At 70.2% G+C, this 18,172-nt stretch carries 19 protein-coding genes; 10 read left to right on the top strand and 9 right to left on the bottom strand.

Annotated features, from left to right (window positions below):
• Positions 1-3: 3 nt before the first annotated feature.
• The 3 genes from ITJ66_RS03165 to ITJ66_RS03155 are packed head-to-tail and all read left to right on the top strand — an operon-like array spanning position 4 to position 3,019.
• On the top strand, positions 4-1,191 hold the full coding sequence (locus ITJ66_RS03165; RefSeq protein ID WP_192019717.1) for a 26S protease regulatory subunit: 1,188 nt from the start codon (positions 4-6) through the stop codon (positions 1,189-1,191).
• On the top strand, positions 1,188-2,486 hold the full coding sequence (locus ITJ66_RS03160) for a tetratricopeptide repeat protein (protein ID WP_194643389.1): 1,299 nt from the start codon (positions 1,188-1,190) through the stop codon (positions 2,484-2,486). Before ITJ66_RS03165 ends, ITJ66_RS03160 begins: the two co-directional genes overlap by 4 nt.
• Positions 2,483-3,019 carry a hypothetical protein gene (locus ITJ66_RS03155; protein ID WP_194643387.1) on the top strand — a complete coding sequence of 179 codons (537 nt, stop codon included), beginning with the start codon at positions 2,483-2,485 and terminating at the stop codon, positions 3,017-3,019. The genes ITJ66_RS03160 and ITJ66_RS03155 overlap by 4 nt, the downstream gene beginning before the upstream one ends.
• On the opposite strand, the gene ITJ66_RS03150 is transcribed toward ITJ66_RS03155, so the two are convergent.
• From ITJ66_RS03150 to ITJ66_RS03140, 3 genes are all read right to left on the bottom strand, one after another.
• A complete protein-coding gene (locus ITJ66_RS03150) occupies positions 3,007-3,606 on the bottom strand; it encodes a hypothetical protein (RefSeq protein ID WP_194643385.1) in 600 nt (199 codons plus the stop codon). The genes ITJ66_RS03155 and ITJ66_RS03150 overlap by 13 nt on opposite strands.
• A gap of 175 nt (positions 3,607-3,781) precedes the next feature.
• A complete protein-coding gene (locus ITJ66_RS03145) occupies positions 3,782-4,684 on the bottom strand; it encodes an HNH endonuclease signature motif containing protein (protein WP_194643383.1) in 903 nt (300 codons plus the stop codon).
• Complete coding sequence (locus tag ITJ66_RS03140; RefSeq protein WP_194643381.1) at positions 4,685-5,053, bottom strand: hypothetical protein; 369 nt, start codon at positions 5,051-5,053, stop codon at positions 4,685-4,687.
• Between the two features lie 296 nt (positions 5,054-5,349).
• Between ITJ66_RS03140 and ITJ66_RS03135 the strand changes: the two genes are divergently transcribed.
• Positions 5,350-5,646, top strand: a complete 297-nt coding sequence (locus ITJ66_RS03135) for a hypothetical protein (protein ID WP_079704698.1) — start codon at positions 5,350-5,352, stop codon at positions 5,644-5,646.
• Positions 5,647-5,674: 28 nt separating this feature from the next.
• Here ITJ66_RS03135 and ITJ66_RS03130 read toward each other — a convergent pair whose 3' ends face one another.
• The 3 genes from ITJ66_RS03130 to ITJ66_RS03120 all read right to left on the bottom strand — a co-directional run bounded on the left by ITJ66_RS03130 (position 5,675) and on the right by ITJ66_RS03120 (position 9,273).
• Positions 5,675-5,866: a YbdD/YjiX family protein gene (locus ITJ66_RS03130; RefSeq protein WP_194643379.1), complete on the bottom strand. Its 192-nt coding sequence runs from the start codon at positions 5,864-5,866 to the stop codon at positions 5,675-5,677.
• Entirely contained in the window at positions 5,866-8,187 is a 2,322-nt protein-coding gene (locus ITJ66_RS03125) for a carbon starvation CstA family protein (protein ID WP_191940210.1), read from the bottom strand. Before ITJ66_RS03125 ends, ITJ66_RS03130 begins: the two co-directional genes overlap by 1 nt.
• A gap of 78 nt (positions 8,188-8,265) precedes the next feature.
• A complete protein-coding gene (locus ITJ66_RS03120; protein ID WP_194643377.1) occupies positions 8,266-9,273 on the bottom strand; it encodes a LacI family DNA-binding transcriptional regulator in 1,008 nt (335 codons plus the stop codon).
• A 110-nt stretch (positions 9,274-9,383) separates the two neighbouring features.
• On the opposite strand from ITJ66_RS03120, the gene ITJ66_RS03115 reads away from it, so the two are divergent.
• The 4 genes from ITJ66_RS03115 to ITJ66_RS03100 all read left to right on the top strand — a co-directional run bounded on the left by ITJ66_RS03115 (position 9,384) and on the right by ITJ66_RS03100 (position 13,408).
• Positions 9,384-10,433 (top strand): alpha/beta hydrolase, encoded by a 1,050-nt coding sequence (locus ITJ66_RS03115; protein WP_194643375.1) that lies wholly within the window; start codon positions 9,384-9,386, stop codon positions 10,431-10,433.
• Positions 10,430-11,446 carry an alpha/beta hydrolase gene (locus ITJ66_RS03110; RefSeq protein ID WP_194643373.1) on the top strand — a complete coding sequence of 339 codons (1,017 nt, stop codon included), beginning with the start codon at positions 10,430-10,432 and terminating at the stop codon, positions 11,444-11,446. The genes ITJ66_RS03115 and ITJ66_RS03110 overlap by 4 nt, the downstream gene beginning before the upstream one ends.
• Complete coding sequence (locus tag ITJ66_RS03105; protein WP_192004262.1) at positions 11,446-12,774, top strand: MFS transporter; 1,329 nt, start codon at positions 11,446-11,448, stop codon at positions 12,772-12,774. Before ITJ66_RS03110 ends, ITJ66_RS03105 begins: the two co-directional genes overlap by 1 nt.
• A 127-nt stretch (positions 12,775-12,901) precedes the next feature.
• The gene (locus ITJ66_RS03100; protein WP_194643371.1) at positions 12,902-13,408 is read left to right on the top strand and encodes a hypothetical protein; all 507 of its coding nucleotides are present in this window, start codon (positions 12,902-12,904) and stop codon (positions 13,406-13,408) included.
• Positions 13,409-13,441: 33 nt separating this feature from the next.
• Here the strand turns inward: ITJ66_RS03100 and ITJ66_RS03095 are convergent, their stop codons facing one another.
• Entirely contained in the window at positions 13,442-14,668 is a 1,227-nt protein-coding gene (locus tag ITJ66_RS03095; RefSeq protein WP_228501447.1) for a glycosyltransferase family 1 protein, read from the bottom strand.
• The gene (gene rffA, locus ITJ66_RS03090) at positions 14,665-15,864 is read right to left on the bottom strand and encodes a dTDP-4-amino-4,6-dideoxygalactose transaminase (protein WP_370582557.1); all 1,200 of its coding nucleotides are present in this window, start codon (positions 15,862-15,864) and stop codon (positions 14,665-14,667) included. Before rffA ends, ITJ66_RS03095 begins: the two co-directional genes overlap by 4 nt.
• 242 nt (positions 15,865-16,106) lie before the next feature.
• Here rffA and ITJ66_RS03085 point away from each other — a divergent pair, with 242 nt between their 5' ends.
• On the top strand, positions 16,107-16,763 hold the full coding sequence (locus ITJ66_RS03085; RefSeq protein ID WP_194643365.1) for a response regulator transcription factor: 657 nt from the start codon (positions 16,107-16,109) through the stop codon (positions 16,761-16,763).
• Positions 16,760-17,842, top strand: coding sequence for a histidine kinase (locus tag ITJ66_RS03080; protein WP_191940201.1), 1,083 nt, complete (start codon positions 16,760-16,762; stop codon positions 17,840-17,842). Before ITJ66_RS03085 ends, ITJ66_RS03080 begins: the two co-directional genes overlap by 4 nt.
• 3 nt (positions 17,843-17,845) lie before the next feature.
• Here the strand turns inward: ITJ66_RS03080 and ITJ66_RS03075 are convergent, their stop codons facing one another.
• Positions 17,846-18,172, bottom strand: coding sequence for an NIPSNAP family protein (locus tag ITJ66_RS03075; RefSeq protein ID WP_194643363.1), 327 nt, complete (start codon positions 18,170-18,172; stop codon positions 17,846-17,848).

The raw sequence follows: 18,172 nt of genomic DNA, 5'->3' as shown, positions 1-18,172 counted from the left end.
GACATGACGCAGGACGAGGACTTCCTCGAGGTGATCGCGGCGGAGGTCGCGCAGGATCCGCAGAACGCCGCGCTCCGCGAGGACTTCGTGACCCTGCTGTTGCAGCACGACGTCGACCGCGCGGCGCAGGAGGTGACGACCTTCGAGCGACTCGGCGGCGACCCGGCGCGGGTCCGGCTGTTGCGCGCCCGCGTGATGGCGGCGCGACTCCGGGGGTCGGCGGCCGACACCACGACCGAGCCCGACCGCTCGGCGGTCCCCGCCCCGTCGGCAGCCGAAACCGCCACCATGCCGATCGACCAGCCCAGCCTTTGGGACGCGGAACGACCGGCCGTCACGCTCGCGGACGTGGCGGGACTCGCCGATGTGAAGCAACACCTCGACTCGACGTTCCTCGCGCCACTCCGGAACCCGGAGCTCGCCGCAGCGTTCGGGCAGAAGCCCGGCGGTTCACTGCTCATGTACGGCCCTCCCGGCTGCGGCAAGACGTTCATCGCCAAGGCGATCGCCGGTGACCTCGGGGCGTCCTTCATCCACGTCACCCTCGCTGACCTGCTGAGCAAGTGGCTGGGCGACAGCGAGAAGGCGATCCAGAGTGTCTTCCACGATGCTCGCGCCGCCGCTCCGTGCGTCATATTCTTCGACGAGTTCGACGCACTCGGTGGCCGCCGCACGTCCGGGGGCGGATCGCAGTCGATGCGCACGATCGTGACGCAGCTCCTCGAGGAGCTCGACGGGGTGGCGGACGAGAACGACGGCGTCTACTTCCTCGCCGCGACCAACCGCCCATGGGACATCGATCCGGCGCTGCGGCGCCCCGGCCGCATCGACAAGACGGTCCTCGTCCTGCCGCCGGACGCAGTCGCGCGCGCTGCGATCCTGCAGGGCGACCTCGAAGGCAAGCCGGCCGACGGTGTCGACGTCATCGCCGTGGCCGCAGCGACCGAGGGCTTCTCCGGGGCCGACATCGCGCAGGTGTCGCGGGTCGCATTGCAGCAGTCGCTCACGGCGTCGATGCAGGCGGGGGCGATCGTGCCGGTCACGACGCGGGCCTTGCTCGATGCCGCCGCCGGGCTCATCCCCTCGACGGCATCATGGTTCGACCAGGTCGCACCGGTGCTCGAATACGGCGTCGACGACGGCACCTTCGCCCAGCTCCGGGCGTACCGCGTGCAGCACGGGCTCCGATGAGTGACCCTGTCGGTGCCGAGCGCGAGGCCATCGAACACGACCGCGACCTCGCCTGGGAGCTCTACGACTTCCAGCCCGAACACCCACGCATCCCCGAGTTGGCGATGAGCGTCCTCGCCCGGGCGCCGCAGTTCACCGGGATGATCATCCTGCTCTCCATGCACCGGCAGGCCTGCGGCGACGTCGATGAGGCCAGACGCCTCCTCCGGGAGTTGCTCGGCCGACGCGACCGACAGTTCCTCGGTGCACTGCGTCGCCTGCGCGATCTCGAAGGGTCCGAGGGCGACTTCGCGGAGGCGATGCGGCTCGGCGAACTCGTCCTCCGCGAGGACCCGGAGGCGGACTGGTTCGACCATATGGACCACGCGGCCGCCGTCGCGATGGCCGCCGATCCCCAGCGCGGGTGGGCGCTGATCGACGACGCGGTCGAGCTGGCCGGACGGACCGCCCCGGAGGCGTACGCCGGCGCGCTCGGACTCCGAGCCCTGCACTTCCTGTCGACGGGCACTCCACCTGGCCGGTTCCTCGTCGCCGCGCAGCAGGCGATCGAGGCGGATCCGAGCGAGACGACACTCTCGACGGCACTGGCCTTCGCCTACCTCTACGACTACCGTCCGCAGGATGCACTGGAACTCCTGGCCCGGGTCCTGCGTGAGGATCCGACGGACGAGGTCGCCCAGGGCGGGATGATCGTCGCGCGAGCGTTCCTCGATCCCATCGAGCGTGGTGTCGGGACGATGGACGACCTGCGCCGGGCCGGCATGGGCGAGATCGCCTGGCGGATCCTCCGCGACAAGGTGTTCGAAGCCGGGCTCCGCGAGGCGTTGGCCGCTCTGGACCCGCTGCTCCCGGAGGAGCTGGCGGCCTCGCTGCGCCCGCCGCTCGACTCCGATGCCGCGGGCGCGAGCGGCGGTGACGACAAGGTGCTCGCCTGGCACGACGGGCAACTCCCCGGCACCGGCGGGCGCTGGGGCGACGGCAGCCCGTTCCGTCTCATGAGCGGCGCCGAGATCGGCGAGATGGACGAGGCGATCGAACGGGACCCGGAAGCGTGGCCGCAGTGGGATGCCGAGCGCGACTACTACACGCAGCTCTTCACCGACGATGCAGGCGCCTACCTCATCGAGGGTTCCGGCGGACGGCTCGTCCGTCGTGCCGCCGGACGTGACGACGAAGAGGTGGCCGCGAGCCTCACCGACTGGTTGTGGGACCGCGTCGTCGCCTTCGGAGGCGATGACCCACGCCCGGGACGATCAACGATCGCGACGGACGCGCAGACGGCGGACCAGTCGTGAAGCGGGAGGAGTTGCGGACCCTGGGTGAGAGCTACCGACGCATCGGTGTCGTCGGCACGGTGACCGGTGTCATGTGGCTCGTGACCGGAGCAGGCTGGCTCTGGATGTCGCCGTTCACCTTCTCGCGTGCGGAGACGCGCGGTACCGGCGACTCGGGTGACCGGGGCACGTTCATCTTCCCGGCTGAGACGGGGCTCCCCGTCGTGGCGGTCTGCTACAGCCTGGCGTTCCTCAACGTCCTCATGCAGTGGTCGATCGGGCGACGCGACCACGGTGCAGCGCGCACCCGCGCCATGCAGGTCTCGGGCGGGACCGCGTTCTTCGCGACGGTGGCGCTCGTCTGCATGATGATCCGCGCCGGCGAGGTCGAGGACCTGCTGTTCTGGTTCCCACCGATCCTCGCCCTGGTGGCCGGTCTCGTTGCGGCGCTCGCGCTCTTCGCCGCGCGCACCGCGGACACCGAACGTGCTGCGGTGCTCAACGGGTCGACACCCTCGGACGAACCTGGCGGGCCCTCCGTTCACCGAACCTGAGCCAGGTCGGCCGCAGGCCAGGACCAGACGACGTCGACGGCCGCCTGTTCCTTCACCGCGGTCCGACGACGGGACGCTTCGCGCTTCGTCGTGGGCGTCGGAGGCCAGTTCCAGATCCAGTCCTTGGGCACCAGGTGGAAGGCCAGCGTCGCCTGCCCGCGCTCCTCGTCGACCGCGAGGACGAGTGCCGCGCCACGATCGCGGACACGCCACACCACCACCCCGCGCGGTGTCGTCGCGTGCGCTCCGACTTCGGCGAGACGCCGCCCGTACGGGTCCTCCTCCGGGTCGAGCACGGTCTCCCGGTGGATGTGGTCCCCGCCGAAGAGGTGGATGCAGTCCTGCTGCAGTGCCGCACAGACTTCGCGCAGCCGATCGAGCCCTGATCGGTCCGTCGCGCTGCAGGCGGTCACGGCCAGGGGGAAGATCACGAGCGCACCACGGTCGATGGCAGGGACGCCGAGCAGCGGCCACAGCGACGGGTGGGTCGCGGCTTCACGGGGCGTGAGGCCGACGATCGCGTCGAGGATCCGCAGACCGTCCGAGATGTGTTCGAACTCCGGGGATGCATCGGTCGGTCCGGTCATCCGCCCAGGCTACCGAGCCGTCGGCGGTGACGGGTGTGCACGCCTGCATCGAGCGGCAGACGCAGGGCGGTCCGACCCCGAGCGCCCCAGTGGCTACGCGGGCACACCTCTCCCGGGCACTGAGCTTGTCGAAGTGCCCACGAGGAACCCTTCGATCCGAGTACGCCGAGGCAGGTCAGAACGGCGCGGGGTCTGGTTCGGTCCGGTGGTGCTTCCCGTCGGGTGTCATCCAGTCGAGCACGCCACCGGGCCCGTGGTCGAGGTTCCACCCGGGCAGGTGCTTCATGCGGTGATGATGTCGGCAGAGACACGCGAGATTGCCGACATCTGTCATCCCGCCGTCGTCCCACGCGACCGAGTGATCGAGGTCGCAGGCTCTGGCGCGCCTGCCGCAGCCTGGTGCGCGACAGGTGCCGTCTCGCAAACGCACCGCCCGCTGGAGATCAGCCGGGACCCGGTACTGGTTCCGCCCGACGGAGAGGATCGCGCCGGTCTCGGGTTGGACGAGGATCCGGGTGAAGCTGGGTGCGTTCACCGCGATACGGGCTGCGGTCTCCGGGTCGATCGGACCGTACCCGTCGAGGGTCGCCGGGGCGTCGCTGACACCGGCCATGTTCAGCGCCGGGACCGTGATTTGCACGGTGGGTTTGATGTGCTCCTGCACCTCGATCGGGTGCGGGAGCACCGGGCTCGACATGACGTCCTCCGGGGTGACACCGGTGAGGGTCAGCGCTGCGAGGGCGTCCGCTTGAAGTTGTGCGCAGGTGCGGGTGTCGCCTGCCTGGCGTGACTCCGCTGCCGCTGCTTCGACGCGCTCGATGATGCCCTGCGCGATCGGCGCTGTGGTGAAGAGGTGCACCCAGGCCATGCCGTCGGCGGCGGGCTCGAACTCGACGCGGCGGTCGGCCTCAGAACGCTTGGCGCGTGCGGCGATCGATTCCGGGTGGAGCCGTTCGCGCAGGGCGCGGGCGCGGTGCCGGAGGTACGAGGCGGTCGCGCTCTCGGCGACCGGCAGCACCTGTTCGAGGAACACCGCCCGACCCGCGGCCGGGACATCGCAGAGTTGGTCGGTGATCACCTATGCATGCCGCGCCGAGATACGGCCGGCCTCCAGGGACTCGAACACGGCGGGTGCGTCGTTGACGAGGCGTTCGGCGTCGTTCGTCGCACGCTGGATCGTCCGTTCCGGTGTCCGCGTCGCCATCGCGAGGGCAGCGCAGGTCGACCGGCGAGAGAGTGCCTGGCGCTCGGCCGGCGGGAAGATCGCCGGGACCGCGGCGTCCGCGAAGGCGTCCGCAGAGGCGGCGGAGCGGGCCAGGAGGCGCGCTTTCCGGGCGTCCAGGACGGCCTGGTGGCGGTGGAGCTCAGCCCACTGGTCCGAGAACTCCGCGAGCTGCGCGGCGTAGTCGTCGCTCGCGCGGATCGCAGCGGAGATGGTCTCGGTCATGGGACAAGTTCACCATGGACCACTGACATTCCAGATGCTGAGTCGAAGCAGTTGTGGAAGCTGCTCGTGGGCCCTTCGACAGGCTCAGGGACCGGGACGGGATCACCGGAGCTGGAGGTTCCTCGTGGGCCCTTCGACAAGCTCAGGGACCGGGAGAAGATCACCGGAGCAGGAGGTCCCTCGTGTGCCCTTCGACAGGCTCAGGGACCGGGAAACGATCACCGGATTCGGGATGTCCCTCGGCAGGGACCGGAACGGGTTCGTCCCGGAACGTCGACGTTCCGTAGGCTTGAAGGGTGAAGCTCATCGCCACCGTCCGCGACCGCGCGACCATCACCACCGAAGCCTCCGCACCCGACGTCGCCGCCCTGCGTGCCGCCGTCCTCGCCTCCACCCCGCCCGGTCACGCCCTCGCCGGGCTGCACGGCGGCGGCCGGGTGAACGGCGACCTCGTCGGCACCGCGGTCTTCCGACCGACGGCAACCCGCACCATCGAGGCAGAGGGCCGCGACTACCCGAGCGCTCGCAAGGCTCTCGAGGCGCTCGTGCCGGAGGAGCAGGTCGTCCTCTCCGTCCACGCGGTGGACCAGTAGGACGCGACGGCACGAGCGCCCCGCGCGTTCAGCAGCAGCGCGAGCCGGGCGTCCGGTCCTGCTCCGCGAAGCGCTCCCGCCAGAACGTGCGCTCGTCGGGGACCGCTGCGTCGGGATGGACGCGACGCTGGTGATCCACGAACGTGGCGTAGGCGGTGTCACCCATGAGCGAGGTGACGAACCACCGCACTGACGCCCAACCCCGCCACAAGCCGGCCATCAATGCCCCGACCGCGCGGGTCGCTTGTCGGCGTCCACGGTCGACCACTCGCGCTCGAGTGCCTTCTCCGCCTTCGTGGCGATGAGCCCCGAAGGCGCGTACCGTCGCGACGGCAGCGCCGGATCCTCCGAACTCGGTCCGCCACCCGAACGGAACGACCGCACGGTGTGGAGGATCGCGAAGAAGATGACGATGATCGCGAGCGTCACGAACAGGATCGAGAGCACCCCCTGCACAGTGGTGTTCCGCACGACCGCCTCCATCGCCGCCCGCGTCGGTGCATTGCCGAAGCTGTCCTCGCCCGCCGCGAGCGCCTCACGGAACGCCGCGTTCTGCGCCCAGTAGCCGACGGCCGGCACCGGCGAGAAGATCTTGAACATCGACGCGGTGATCGTCACCACGGCGGTGAAGGCCAGCGGGACGGCGACGATCCACAGCCAGCGGAAGTTCCCGCGTTTCGCCACGATCGCCATGCACACGGCGAGCGCGATGGCGGCGAGCAGCTGGTTCGCGATGCCGAACAACGGGAAGAGGGTGTTGATGCCGCCGAGCGGGTCGGTGACGCCCATGATGAGGATCGCTCCCCACGCCGCCACCATCACCGCGGTGCAGATCCATGCTCCGACCCGCCAGTCCGGGTCGCGGAACTTGGGGATGATGTTGCCGAAGGTGTCCTGCAGCATGAAGCGCGCCACGCGCGTCCCGGCGTCGACCGCGGTGAGGATGAACAGCGCCTCGAACATGATCGCGAAGTGGTACCAGAACGACATGAGCGACGTGCCGCCGATGAGTTGCTGCATGATGTGCGCGAGGCCGAGGGCGAGCGTCGGCGCGCCGCCGGTGCGGGAGACGATCGACTCCTCCCCCACGTTCGCCGCGGTCTGCGTCAGCACGTCGGGCGTGAGGTTCACCCCGGCGAGGCCGAGCGAGTTCACGAAGGCGACCGCGCCCTCGACCGTGCCACCGGTCGCCGCCGCGGACGAGTTCATCGCGAAGTAGATGCCGCGGTCGATCGACAGTGCCGCGACGAGGGCCATGATCGCGACGAACGACTCCATGAGCATGCCGCCGTATCCGATGAAGCGGGTCTGGCGCTCCTTCTCGATCAGCTTCGGCGTGGTGCCCGAGGCGATGAGCGCGTGGAAGCCGGAGAGGGCGCCGCACGCGATCGTGACGAAGAGGAACGGGAAGAGCGAGCCGCTCACGACCGGGCCGGCGTCGCCACCGGCGAACTCGCTGAACGCCGGGACCGTGATCTCCGGGCGGACGAGGACGATCGCTCCCGCGAGCATGACGATCGTGCCGATCTTCATGAACGTGGAGAGGTAGTCGCGTGGTGCCAGGAGCAGCCACACCGGCAGAATCGCGGCGACGAAGCCGTAGACGATGATCCCGACGGCGATGACCGTGCGGTCGAGCGTGAACGCCGCGGCGCCCCATTCGGTCTCGGCGACCCAGCCGCCGGCGACGATCGCGAACATGAGGAGGACGAAGCCGATGATCGAGATCTCGGTGATCTTGCCCGGCCGGATGAACCGCAGGTACACGCCCATGAAGAGTGCGATCGGGATCGTCATGGAGACGCTGAAGACACCCCACGGGCTCTCGCCGAGCGCGTTGACGACCACGAGGGCGAGGATCGCGACGATGATGACCATGATCGCGAGCGTCGCGATGATCGCCGCCGTCCCGCCGATCACGCCGAGCTCGTCGCGCGCCATCTGGCCGAGGGAACGTCCGCCACGGCGCATCGAGAAGAAGAGGACGAGGTAGTCCTGCACAGCACCCGCCAGGATCACGCCGATGATGATCCAGATGGTGCCGGGCAGGTAGCCCATCTGTGCCGCGAGCACCGGGCCGACGAGTGGACCGGCACCGGCGATCGCCGCGAAGTGGTGGCCGTACAGCACCCGGCGGTCGGTGGGGACGAAGTCCTTGCCGTTGGCGAGGTACTCGGCCGGGGTCGCCCGCCGGTCGTCGGGGCGCAGCAGCTTGCGTTCGATGAGCTTCGAGTAGAAGCGGTAGGCGATGAGGTAGGTGCAGACCGCCGCGAAGACGAACCAGATCGCATTGACCGTCTCACCCCGGACGAGGGCGAGCATCGTCCAGGCGAGACCGCCGAGGAGGGCGATGGCGACCCACAGGATCACCTTCGCCGGGGTCCATCTCGGAGCGAGGTCGGCCTCGTCGACCGCCGTGGGCGGCAGCTCCGGATCCTGGACCAGGACGGGTTCGACCTCCCCGCCGCCCGCGGGCTGCAGCGCTCCGTCCCGCTTCGATCCTGCGCGTGCTCGGTCCTGTCGTCCGGCGTCGTTGCCCATGACGATTCCTCCCTCAACGGTGGTGTTCGTGCGTCGAGGGTAACAGCGTCGCTGCGGCGGGCGCTCGCGGCGTCGGGGTCAGACGCGGAAGGTGGTGCCGCGGACGACCAGGTCGGGTGCGAGCTGGACCGATGAGACGCGGGCGTGCTCACCCGACAGCCGACCGAGTAGAAGATCGAGCGCCGCGTACCCGGACTCCTCGAACGGCTGGCGGACCGTCGTGAGGTCGAGTGCCGACGCCAGCGGTCCGTCGTCGTAGCCGACGAGCGAGCGGCCCTCGGGCAGGTGCGCGCCGGTGACGCGGAACGCCCGATGCGCGGCGGCGGCCAGCTCATCGTGGTTGGCGACCACGGCGGTCGCTTCCGGATCGGCCCGGAACGCCCGCTCGAGCGCGGCACCGACGGCTTCGACGAGGTCCGTCGCGGCGACGTCGGCCACGGCCTCGGAGACGGAGAGCAGGTGGCCGAGCCCGCGCGCCCGCAGCATGCCGGCCGACACGTACTCTTCCGAGCGTTGCGGTTCGTGGAGGAACACCACGCGTTCGTGACCGAGCTCCGCGAGATGTCGGGCGATGAGTTCACCACCCCGTTCGTCGTCGATCAGGACGGAGGGCAGTCCGAGCCGCCGCTGCGCGCCGTCCGGGACGTCGACGAGGACGACGGGTGGGCCGGGGAGCGCCTTCGACTCCAACGCGGCCGGTGACAGCGGCACGCCCATCACGATGATGCCGTCGATCCCGGCACGCATGGGCAGCGCGTCGAGGACGGGACTATCGCTCCCCGCCGCCGAGGGGAGGTCGTGCACGACGATCTCGACGGAGTCCATCGCGGCGCGCTCCATGATCCCCGACAGTCGCCGGTAGTAGGAGGCGTAACTCGAGAACGGCGCCGCGACGGCGATCCGCTGAGCACCGCTCGCGGCGGCACCACCGCGGTAGCCGAGCTCCGTCGCTGCGGCGATGACCGATCGTCGCGTCGCCTCGTTCACCCGCTGCGGGTGGTTGATGGCCAGGGAGACGGTGGAGATGCTCACGCCGGCACGCTTGGCCACCGCGTAGATCGTCGCCTTCTGCGGTCGCTCGTCCATGGGACACCTCCTCCGACGATCCTAGCTCGTGAAAAGTTCTTTGATCGAAGTTCTTCGATAGCGGATACTCGAACCGGACACGGCATCGATGCCGGGATCGGAGGAACACCATGGCTCGGAGCAAGCCCACCGTCGACGCGTTCGTCACGGCGGTCTCGGGGCGTCTGGCAGCACTGCAGCAGACGCCCGAGCCGAAGGATCCCGTCGGCCGGCGTGCACACGCGGCCGCCTTCAACCGGGTGTCCTCCGAGGCGCTCGGGACCGAGACCCTCGTGGCGGCGACCGAGGACCACACCGTCCACGTGCCCGGCCACCCGAACGCACGGCTCCGCGTCTACTGGCCCGACCAGCAGCGACTCCCCGCCCTCGCCGACGGTGCGTCCGGTGGCCGGCCCGTCCTCGTGTACTTCTTCGGCGGTGGCTTCACGATCGCCGGGATCGACTGGATCGGTTGGGACGCCGGGTTCCGTCGCCGCGCCAGGGAGGCCGGCGTCATCATCGTCGCCGGCGAGTACTCGTTGGCGCCGGAGGTCCGGTACCCCGCGCAACCGGAGCAGTGCTGGTCCGTGTTCGAGTGGGCGGCCGAGCACGCACGTTCACTCGGCGGCGACCCCGACCGACTCGCGATCGGCGGTGCATCATCGGGCGGGAACCTCGCCGCCGCCGTGACCCTCATGAACCGCGACCGCGCCAAGCGACCGATCCGGCTGCAGCTGCTCGAGGCGCCGTCGCTCGACCTGACCCGCGGACACCTCGACGCCCGCGGGATCACGCAGGTCCCGGGTGCCATCCTGCGTCGCCTCGCGCGCCAGCTCGTGCTCCAGTACCTGGGGCCGGACCGGGCGACGCAGCGCGAACCGTATGCGTCGCCACTCCTCGCCACCGACCACCGGGGTCTGCCGCCGGCCGTCATCTACACGGCGGAGATGGACCCGCTCCGCGGAGACGGCGAGGCCTACGCCCGCGTGCTGAGCGAGGCCGGCGTGCCGGTGAGCTGCGTCCGGTACATCGGGCAGACGCACACCTCCGGCGGGCTGACCGGTCACGTCCCGGCCGCAGACCACCTGCATCGCGACGTCATCACGACCCTGCGGACGCTGCACGAGGACCCGGTGAGCTACGGCGCGCCGCTCCGCGAGCCGGCGGAGGCCTCGCGGTGACGTCCGTGGAGGAGCTGCGGCTGGACCCGGGCATCCTCGCCTGGGCTGCGCGGATCGAGCAGCACGCGGAGCAGCTGCCAGCACTCCGCTCCTCGGACCTCGCCCTCCGTCGGCAGGCGGCGCGGCGGCTCTCCGACCTCCTGGCGGAGGAGTTCACCGAACCCGCGCCGTCGTCGGTCGAGATCACCACGAGCTGGATCGACGGACCGGCCGGGCCGCTCGAGTTCCGCCGATACCGCCCGGACGGACTCCCCTCTCCGGCGCCGACCCAGCTCGCGCTGCACGGCGGCGGCTTCACGTCCGGTACCGTCCACGAGCTCCTGAACGACCGACTGCTCGCCGCCCGCGCCCTCGCCGCCGGGATCCAGGTCGTCGCGCTCGGGTACCGGCTCGCGCCCGAGCACCCCTATCCGGCCGCCGTCGACGACACCATCCACGCCCTGCGGGTCCTGACGACCGAAGCGGGCCCGAGCCGTTTCGACGTCGACCCCGGCCGCCTGGGCATCGCCGGCAACTCGGCGGGCGGCGGGATCGCGGCGAGCGCCGTCCTCCACCTGCGTGACTCGGGTGACCTCCCCCTCGTGCATCAGGCGCTCGAGGTCCCCGCGGTGTCGCTGACCCCGTCGGGCGACTCCGCCACCCGGTACGCGCGCGGGTTCGGACTGGACGACGCGGAGGCACTCGTGCCCCTCTACCTCGGCGGTCCGCGTGCGGCGGACGCCTATGCGTCCCCGCTCGAGGCCGACGACCTCTCGGACCTGCCACCCACGCTGATCCAGGTCGCCGAGCACGACCCGCTCCGCGACGCGGGCCTGGCGTACGGACGCCGACTCGTGGAGGCGGGGGTCTCGACGATGACGTGGATCGGGCGCGGCCACGTCCATGCGTCGGGTGGTCTCACGGCCGTCATGGCGGGGGCGAGGGAGTGGCAGGCGGTCCAGGCCACCGCGCTCCGTGAGGCCTACGGGACGAACCTGCTCGCGCCCGAACCGACCCAGCCGAGGAGACGATGATGTCAGCTCACACCCCACCCACCGGTCCGTCCACGGGGCCCGCCGAGCCGGAGCCGCGCATCGGTGACGCCGTCCCCGTCGCGGCGGTCGATCCGGACGCCGTCCCCGGGTCACCGCAGGCGCGCGGCTTCCTGCCGCTGTTCGTCCTGGCCTGGTTCGGGGTCACGCTGGCGCTCGGCACCATCAGCGGGGCGTCGATCCCGAAGGCCCTCGCCTTCCTCGACGATGCGACCAAAGGGACGAACCTCTCGATCGTCGCGGCGGTGGGTGGTGTCGTCATCATGATCATCACGCCGCTGTTCGGCCGGCTGTCCGACCGGTCGCGTTCGCGCTTCGGCATGCGGCGGCCGTGGATGCTCGGCGGCGCGGTCGTGGCGCTCGGTGGGGTCGCGATCCTGGCGACGGGTGACAGCCTCGCGGTGACGATCCTGGGGTGGAGCATCGTGCAGCTCGGCTTCGGTGCGACGAACATGGCGGTGCACGCGCTGCTCGCCGATCAGATCCCGGCGCGGATCCGGGCGCGTGTCGCAGCCGCCGCCAGCGTCTCGGGCGGGCTCGCCCTGATCGTCGGTGCGCAGATCGTCGCCGCCCTCCCCAATGATGCTCGGTGGACCTGGTTCGTCGTCCCGGGCCTGATCGGTGGCGTCCTGAGCACCGCGCTCGTGTTCGGGCTCCGGGACATCGTGCGGACGGTCCCTGCTCCGCCGCTGCGCCTCGCCGACGTCCTGTCCACCTACTGGCTGAACCCCGTGCGCTATCGCGACTTCTTCTGGGCGTGGGCCTGCCGCCTGCTCGTGACGATGTCGATCGTCTCGGTGTCGATCTACCTGTTGTTCTTCATCATCGACCAGTTGGGCATCCCGAAGGAGCAGGCCTCGGGCGTCCAGGCGAACGCGCTCATCATCTTCACGGTCGGGAACATCGTCATGACGGTCCTGTTCGGCTGGATCTCCGACCGGACCGGGCGACGGAAGCCGATCGTGCTCGTCTCCAGCCTCCTGAGCGCCGTCGGGCTCGGGGTCGCGATCATCTCCCCCGACGTCACCGTGTTCCTCGTCGGCATCTTCATCGTCGGAGCGGCGCAGGGGGCCTACGTGTCCGTCGACATCGCCCTCATGACGGAGGTCTTGCCGTCGTTCGATGAGGCCGGCAAGGACCTCGGCATCGTCTCCCTCTCCTATCAGCTCCCACAGCTGCTCGTACCGATCGTCGCCGTCCCCCTGCTCGCGCTCGGTGGCGGGGAGAACTATCACGCGCTGTATGTCGCGGCGATCGTGTTCGCCGTCCTGGGCGGACTCGCCGTGCTGCCGATCAGGTCCGTGCGATGAGACCGGCACCTGCACGGTCAACGGATTGCAGGGGTTGGTTCCGGGGTGGTTTCCAGGTGAAGTCCACCCGGGGCGCAGGACCCGGAGTGACACTGGACCATACCCGACCTCTGACCACCGGATCCCCATGACCCTGCCGTTCCCAGCTTCGCCCGACGACACCCTGCAGCGGCGACCGCTCCGCGAGGCGCTCGCCGACGCCGTGCTGCAGGACTTCATCGACGACCTCCCGGTCCCCCTGCGACCGACCGACCTCGCGACCCGGCTCCTCTACCCGCGCTGGCAGGTGTACTCCGACATCCACGAGGGCAGACTCGTCGCCGAACGGGTCCGGAACAACAAACGGTTGTTGAAGATCGACGTCGAGCGGAACCGGGCGTGGATCGCTCGCGGGCTCGCCACCCGTCGAGCACGCGCCGGGTCCGCCGTGGGCGAGGCGGGGCCCGAGTCGCCCGTCTCGGTCGTCATCGTGGATCCCGAGGCCCTCGCGCAGCTCAACACCCTCACGGCGACCGGCTTGAGCGTGCGGGAGGCGGTCGAGCTTGCACTCACCGTCCTCGGCTCGCGGGAAGCGGCGACCACCGCCACGGTGCCCGACATCGACTCACGGGGCCGACAGGTGCGGGCGGGCTGACCGGTGCAGGCGGGCTGACGCGGCGGAGACTCGTCAGATCGACGTGCGCATCGCGCGCTCGAACTGCGCCACGAACTGCGTGCCCGGGTCGGACCAGTCCGCGGCGGTGATCGACGCCGAGATGCGTTTGGCGTGCTCGACCGCGTCGGGCCGCTCGATGATGTCGACGAGGCGACGCGCGATGGCCGCGGGCGACAGCGGGACGTACTCGATGTGCCGGCTGTCGAGGACCCCGGTCGTGTTCGGGCTGTCGTTGACGACGGGCACGACCCCGGAGGACATGATCTCGAGCGGCAGCAACGACATGTCGGTCAGCGAGAGGACGAGACCCGCGGCACACCGGTTGTAGACCGCGTTGAGCTCCGAGATGTCCATCGCCGACCGGTTGACGAACGGGAAGCCGGTCTCGTATCCCGACATGTCCCAGCCGACGAGGTTGATCGTGATGTCGGGGCGCAGGCGGTGGAACTCGGTCAGGGCGAGTTCGCCGATCTCCCAGCCGCGTCGAGGTGTCGGCGGGCGGGCGTAGAACAGGATCTCGGTGCGGGGCGCGTCGTTCACGTGCGAGTAGTGCTGCTTGTCGACCGAGTAGTCGAAGTGGTCGCAGCTCATCCCGTACTCGTCCGCGACCTTCTGCGCGAGCCACGGCCCTGCGGAGAAGCCGTGGAACCCGAACCGGTAGGTGTTCTCCGCGAGGACGTACTCGCTGCTGGCCGGATAGAACCACGGTTCGAAGTCCTGCACGAAGGAGAACCGCTTGGCCGGACCCTCGTAGCGGAACGCGGGGTAGGCCGTCTGCCAGTCGGAGGAGACGACGACGTCCACGCCCGGCGCGATGCCGGTCGAGGGGTCGTACCGGACGATGTCGGCCTGCAGCTCCGGGTACGCGCTACTCGCGGCCATCATCGCCCGGATCCCGGGGATGTCGACCGCCGGCTGCGCCGAGGCCTGGTACAGGTAGATCGTGAGCCGGTGCCCGGCGCGCTCGAGGAACTCCATGAACCGGAAGGCGTTCTGATGCCCGCCCGAGGTCCGGCTCGGCGGTGAGATCAACCACGCCACGTCGTACGGGCGCTCCGGGAACTCGGCGGCGTTGAAGTTCCGCGGCACCGTCCAGTCCGCGGCGATGGCGTCGCTCGGGTACAGGTCCGTCGGCTTGCGCCGCATCGGGTTGAACCGTCCGTCGGCGAAGTGCACGGCGCGCCAGAGCGTCGACCTGACGCCCTCGCCGCGGATGGCACGGAGCCCCTGCCCGATCATGCCCATATGGAGTCCCGTCCCGTCGATGCCGTCACCGCAGGTGCGGCGGGTGCTGCTGGTGTCACTGGTCCGAACGCTCGGACCGCCGTGATGACCCGGTCCACCTCGTCGTCCGTCATGGCGGGCCACAACGGGAGCCGGACGAGACGCTCGGCGAACCGGACCGCGTGCTGCGGCTCGGTGACCACTCTGCCGTAGCGCCGACCCGCAGCGCTCGAGTGCAGCGGCACGTAGTGGAAGGCGGCACCGACACCGTGCGCCTGGAGGTGACGCAAGAGCTCCTGCTGCACCTGCGCATCCGGAAGCAGGAGGAAGAACAGGTGCGCGGCGTGCACGCCACCGGGTGGGTCCATGAGTGTCGCGCCGCGATCGTGCGCCCACTCGGCGAGTTCGGCCGCGTAGCGGTCCCAGATGCGATGCCGATGCCCCTGGATCACGTCGAAATCGCGGAGCTGGGCGTCGAGGACGGCGGCGTTGAGCTCGCTCGGCAGGTAGCTCGACCCGAGGTCCGCCCAGCTGTACTTGTCGACCTGCCCGCGGAGGAACTGTGCGCGATCGGTCCCTTTTTCGCGCATGATCTCCGCGTGCAGCAGGACGGTCTCGTCGGAGATGAGCAGGGCACCGCCCTCGCCGCAGTGCACGTTCTTCGTGTCGTGGAAGCTCTGGGCCGCCATCGCTCCGACCGTGCCGAGGCGGACATCGTCGCCCGCGACCCCGAGGCCGTGCGCGTTGTCCTCGAGCAGGTGCAGCCCGTGCTCGGCCGTGAGCTGCTGGAACGCCGGCACGTCCACCGGGACACCGCCGTAGTGCATGATCGAGATCGCCCGCGTGCGGGGTCCGATGGCGTCGGCGACGTGCTGCGGGTCCAGGTTGCCCGTCGCCGGGTCACTGTCGACGAAGACGGGCGTCGCTCCGGCGAGGACCACCGCGTTCGCCGCCGACGGGAAGGTGAAGGTCGGCAGGATGACCTCGTCGCCGGGACCGACGCCGATCAGTCGGGTCATCATCTCGAGCGCGTGGGTCCCCGAGGTGGTCAGCAGCACGTGCGGCGCGCCCGTGACGTGCCGGAGACGCTCGGAGGCCGACGCGGTGAAGACACCGTCGCCGTGGACGTGGTCTCCGGCGAGGACGCGTTCGAGCTGCTCGAGCTCGCCGGCCGCGCGATAGGGCTTCGACAGCGGGATCCGTTGCTCCACACGCACTCGTATCATGACTGTTCTCGCATCGTGCTTCCCCCGGACGTTCGATCGACACCCTCGATGTCGATGCTCCGAGTGGCGCTCACGTCACCGGGGCGCTTCAGTATCCGCCCGAGTCGGCACGATCCGCATCCTGCTGCGGGCTATTCCACCCCCGCCACCTGGCGGGTTCCGTCTCCCGGCCGTCGCCGGCCGCTTCCCGGGACTCGTAGGGTGAGAGTCGAGCTGAGGAGGACACCGTGATCGGAGTGGCCATCGTCGACGACGAGGCGTTGGTACGGTCCGGATTCGAACTCATCCTGGGTGCCGTCGAGGACATCGAGGTCGTCGCCTCGGTCGACGGGGTCGACGCCGTGGAGGCGATCCGCTCGAGCCGTCCCGACGTCGTGCTCCTGGACGTCCGCATGCCAGGGCGCAACGGGCTCGACATCCTCGACGAACTGCAGACCTGGGACGACCCGCCCGTCGTCGCGATCCTGACCACCTTCGACTCCGACGACTACATCGCACGCGCCCTCCGCAGTGGCGCCGCAGGGTTCCTCGTGAAGGACACGGACCCGGAGCAGCTCCCCATGCTGCTCCGATCCCTCTCCGCGGGCGGCATCGTGCTGTCCCCGCAGGTGTCCCGGACGCTCGTCGGCGGATTCGCCCGCGCAGCCGACCGCGAGGCGGCACGGCGTCTGTCCGGGCTGACGGGCCGCGAACAGGATGTGCTCGCCGCGCTCAGGACCGGCGCGTCCAACACCGAGATCGGCGAGGCACTGCACCTCAGCCGCGCGACCGTGAAGGACCACGTGAGTGCCATCCTCGGCAAACTCGAGGTGACGACCCGACTCGAAGCCGCCATCATCGCCGAGCGTGCCGGGGTCCGTGGCGACGAGGCGGAGCCCCGGTGAAGCCGCGCTCCCGGCTCTGGTCGGTCCTCCTCGAACTCGCCCTCATCGCGGCGGCGGCCGTCGAGAGCCTGACGACGCTCGAGTGGGCGACACCCTGGGAGTCCGGCCTGGCGATCGCCGCTGCCGTCGGTCTGATCTTCCGGCGACGCTGGCCGTGGCTGTCACTCCTTCTCGCCGTGCCGGCCTTCACCCTCAACCTCGCCACCCTGGCCGGGTTGGCGTCGCTCTTCTCCGTCGCGGTGCGGGAACGGCGACGCTGGCGGCTCGTCACGACCGGCGCCGTGGTCTTCGTCCTCGCCGCGGTGCCGTGGTGGGGGTGGACGTCGCCCAACTACACGATCCTGTCCATCGTGTACGCCGCGCTCTACGCGGCGGCACCGATCGCCTTCGGCCTGCTCGTGCGCACCCGCCGCGAGCTGTTCGACCGCATCCGCGACCTCGAACAGATCCGACGCAGCGAGCGGGCGCGCATCGCCTCCGACGTCCTGGTCGAGGAGCGCACGCGCATCGCCCGGGAGATGCACGACGTCGTCTCCCACCAGGTCAGTCTGATCGCCGTCCAGGCCGGTGCGATCCAGGTGCAGACCGAGGAACCCGGGACGAAGCGGATGGCGGTGACGATCCGGTCACTCGCGTCGCGCACGCTCGACGAGCTGCGCGACATGGTGACGCTGCTGCGTGCGGAGACCGGACATGCGCCGCTGGCCCCGCAACCGACGGTCGACGACCTCGACCGGTTGATCGCGGACAGCGGCATCGCCGTCACCTCCGCCATCGAGCTACCGGACGGACTCCCCGCACCCGTGCAGCGTGCGATCTACCGGACGGTGCAGGAGGGGCTGACGAACGCGCGCAAGCATGCACCAGGGGCCGCGGTCGACGTCCGCGCCGAAGCCTCCGCCGACGAGGTCACCGTGATCATCCGGAACGCCCGCCCCGCGCGGTCGTCCGACAGCTCGTGGTCGTCCGCGGGCCACGGCCTCGTCGGCCTGAGCGAACGCGCCGAACTCCTGAACGGGTCCCTCCTCACCGAGGACGCCCCGACCCGGTTCACCCTGACGTTCCGCGCACCCTACTGAGGCTCAGGGTCGGGGTTCCGCCTCGTCGCCGAAGAGCGGTGTCTGGAAACGACGCTCGAAGCGCACGATGCAGCCGGTGCCCCGCACGAGCTCGTAGGCCTCGATGCACTCCGGATCCGTCGTCGCGGCGATGCGGTACTGCTCGTAGGCGGCGAGCGACGGGAAGCTGAACAGCGCGAACGCCTCGTCGTTGTCGCCCTCCGCTGGGAGGAAGTAGCCGTGGTGGTCGCCACCGAGCCGGTTCACGAGGCGGATCCAGCGCCGCCCGTACTCGGTGAAGGTGTCGAGCTGCTCGGGGTCGATCTGGTAGCGGAGGTGGATGGTGATCAT

The sequence above is a fragment of the Plantibacter sp. VKM Ac-2885 genome (genome assembly GCF_015351205.1).
Lineage (GTDB): Bacteria > Actinomycetota > Actinomycetes > Actinomycetales > Microbacteriaceae > Plantibacter > Plantibacter auratus.
The sequence above is the reverse complement of the archived record's forward strand: the minus strand, read 5'-3'. Positions and strand labels throughout refer to the sequence as shown.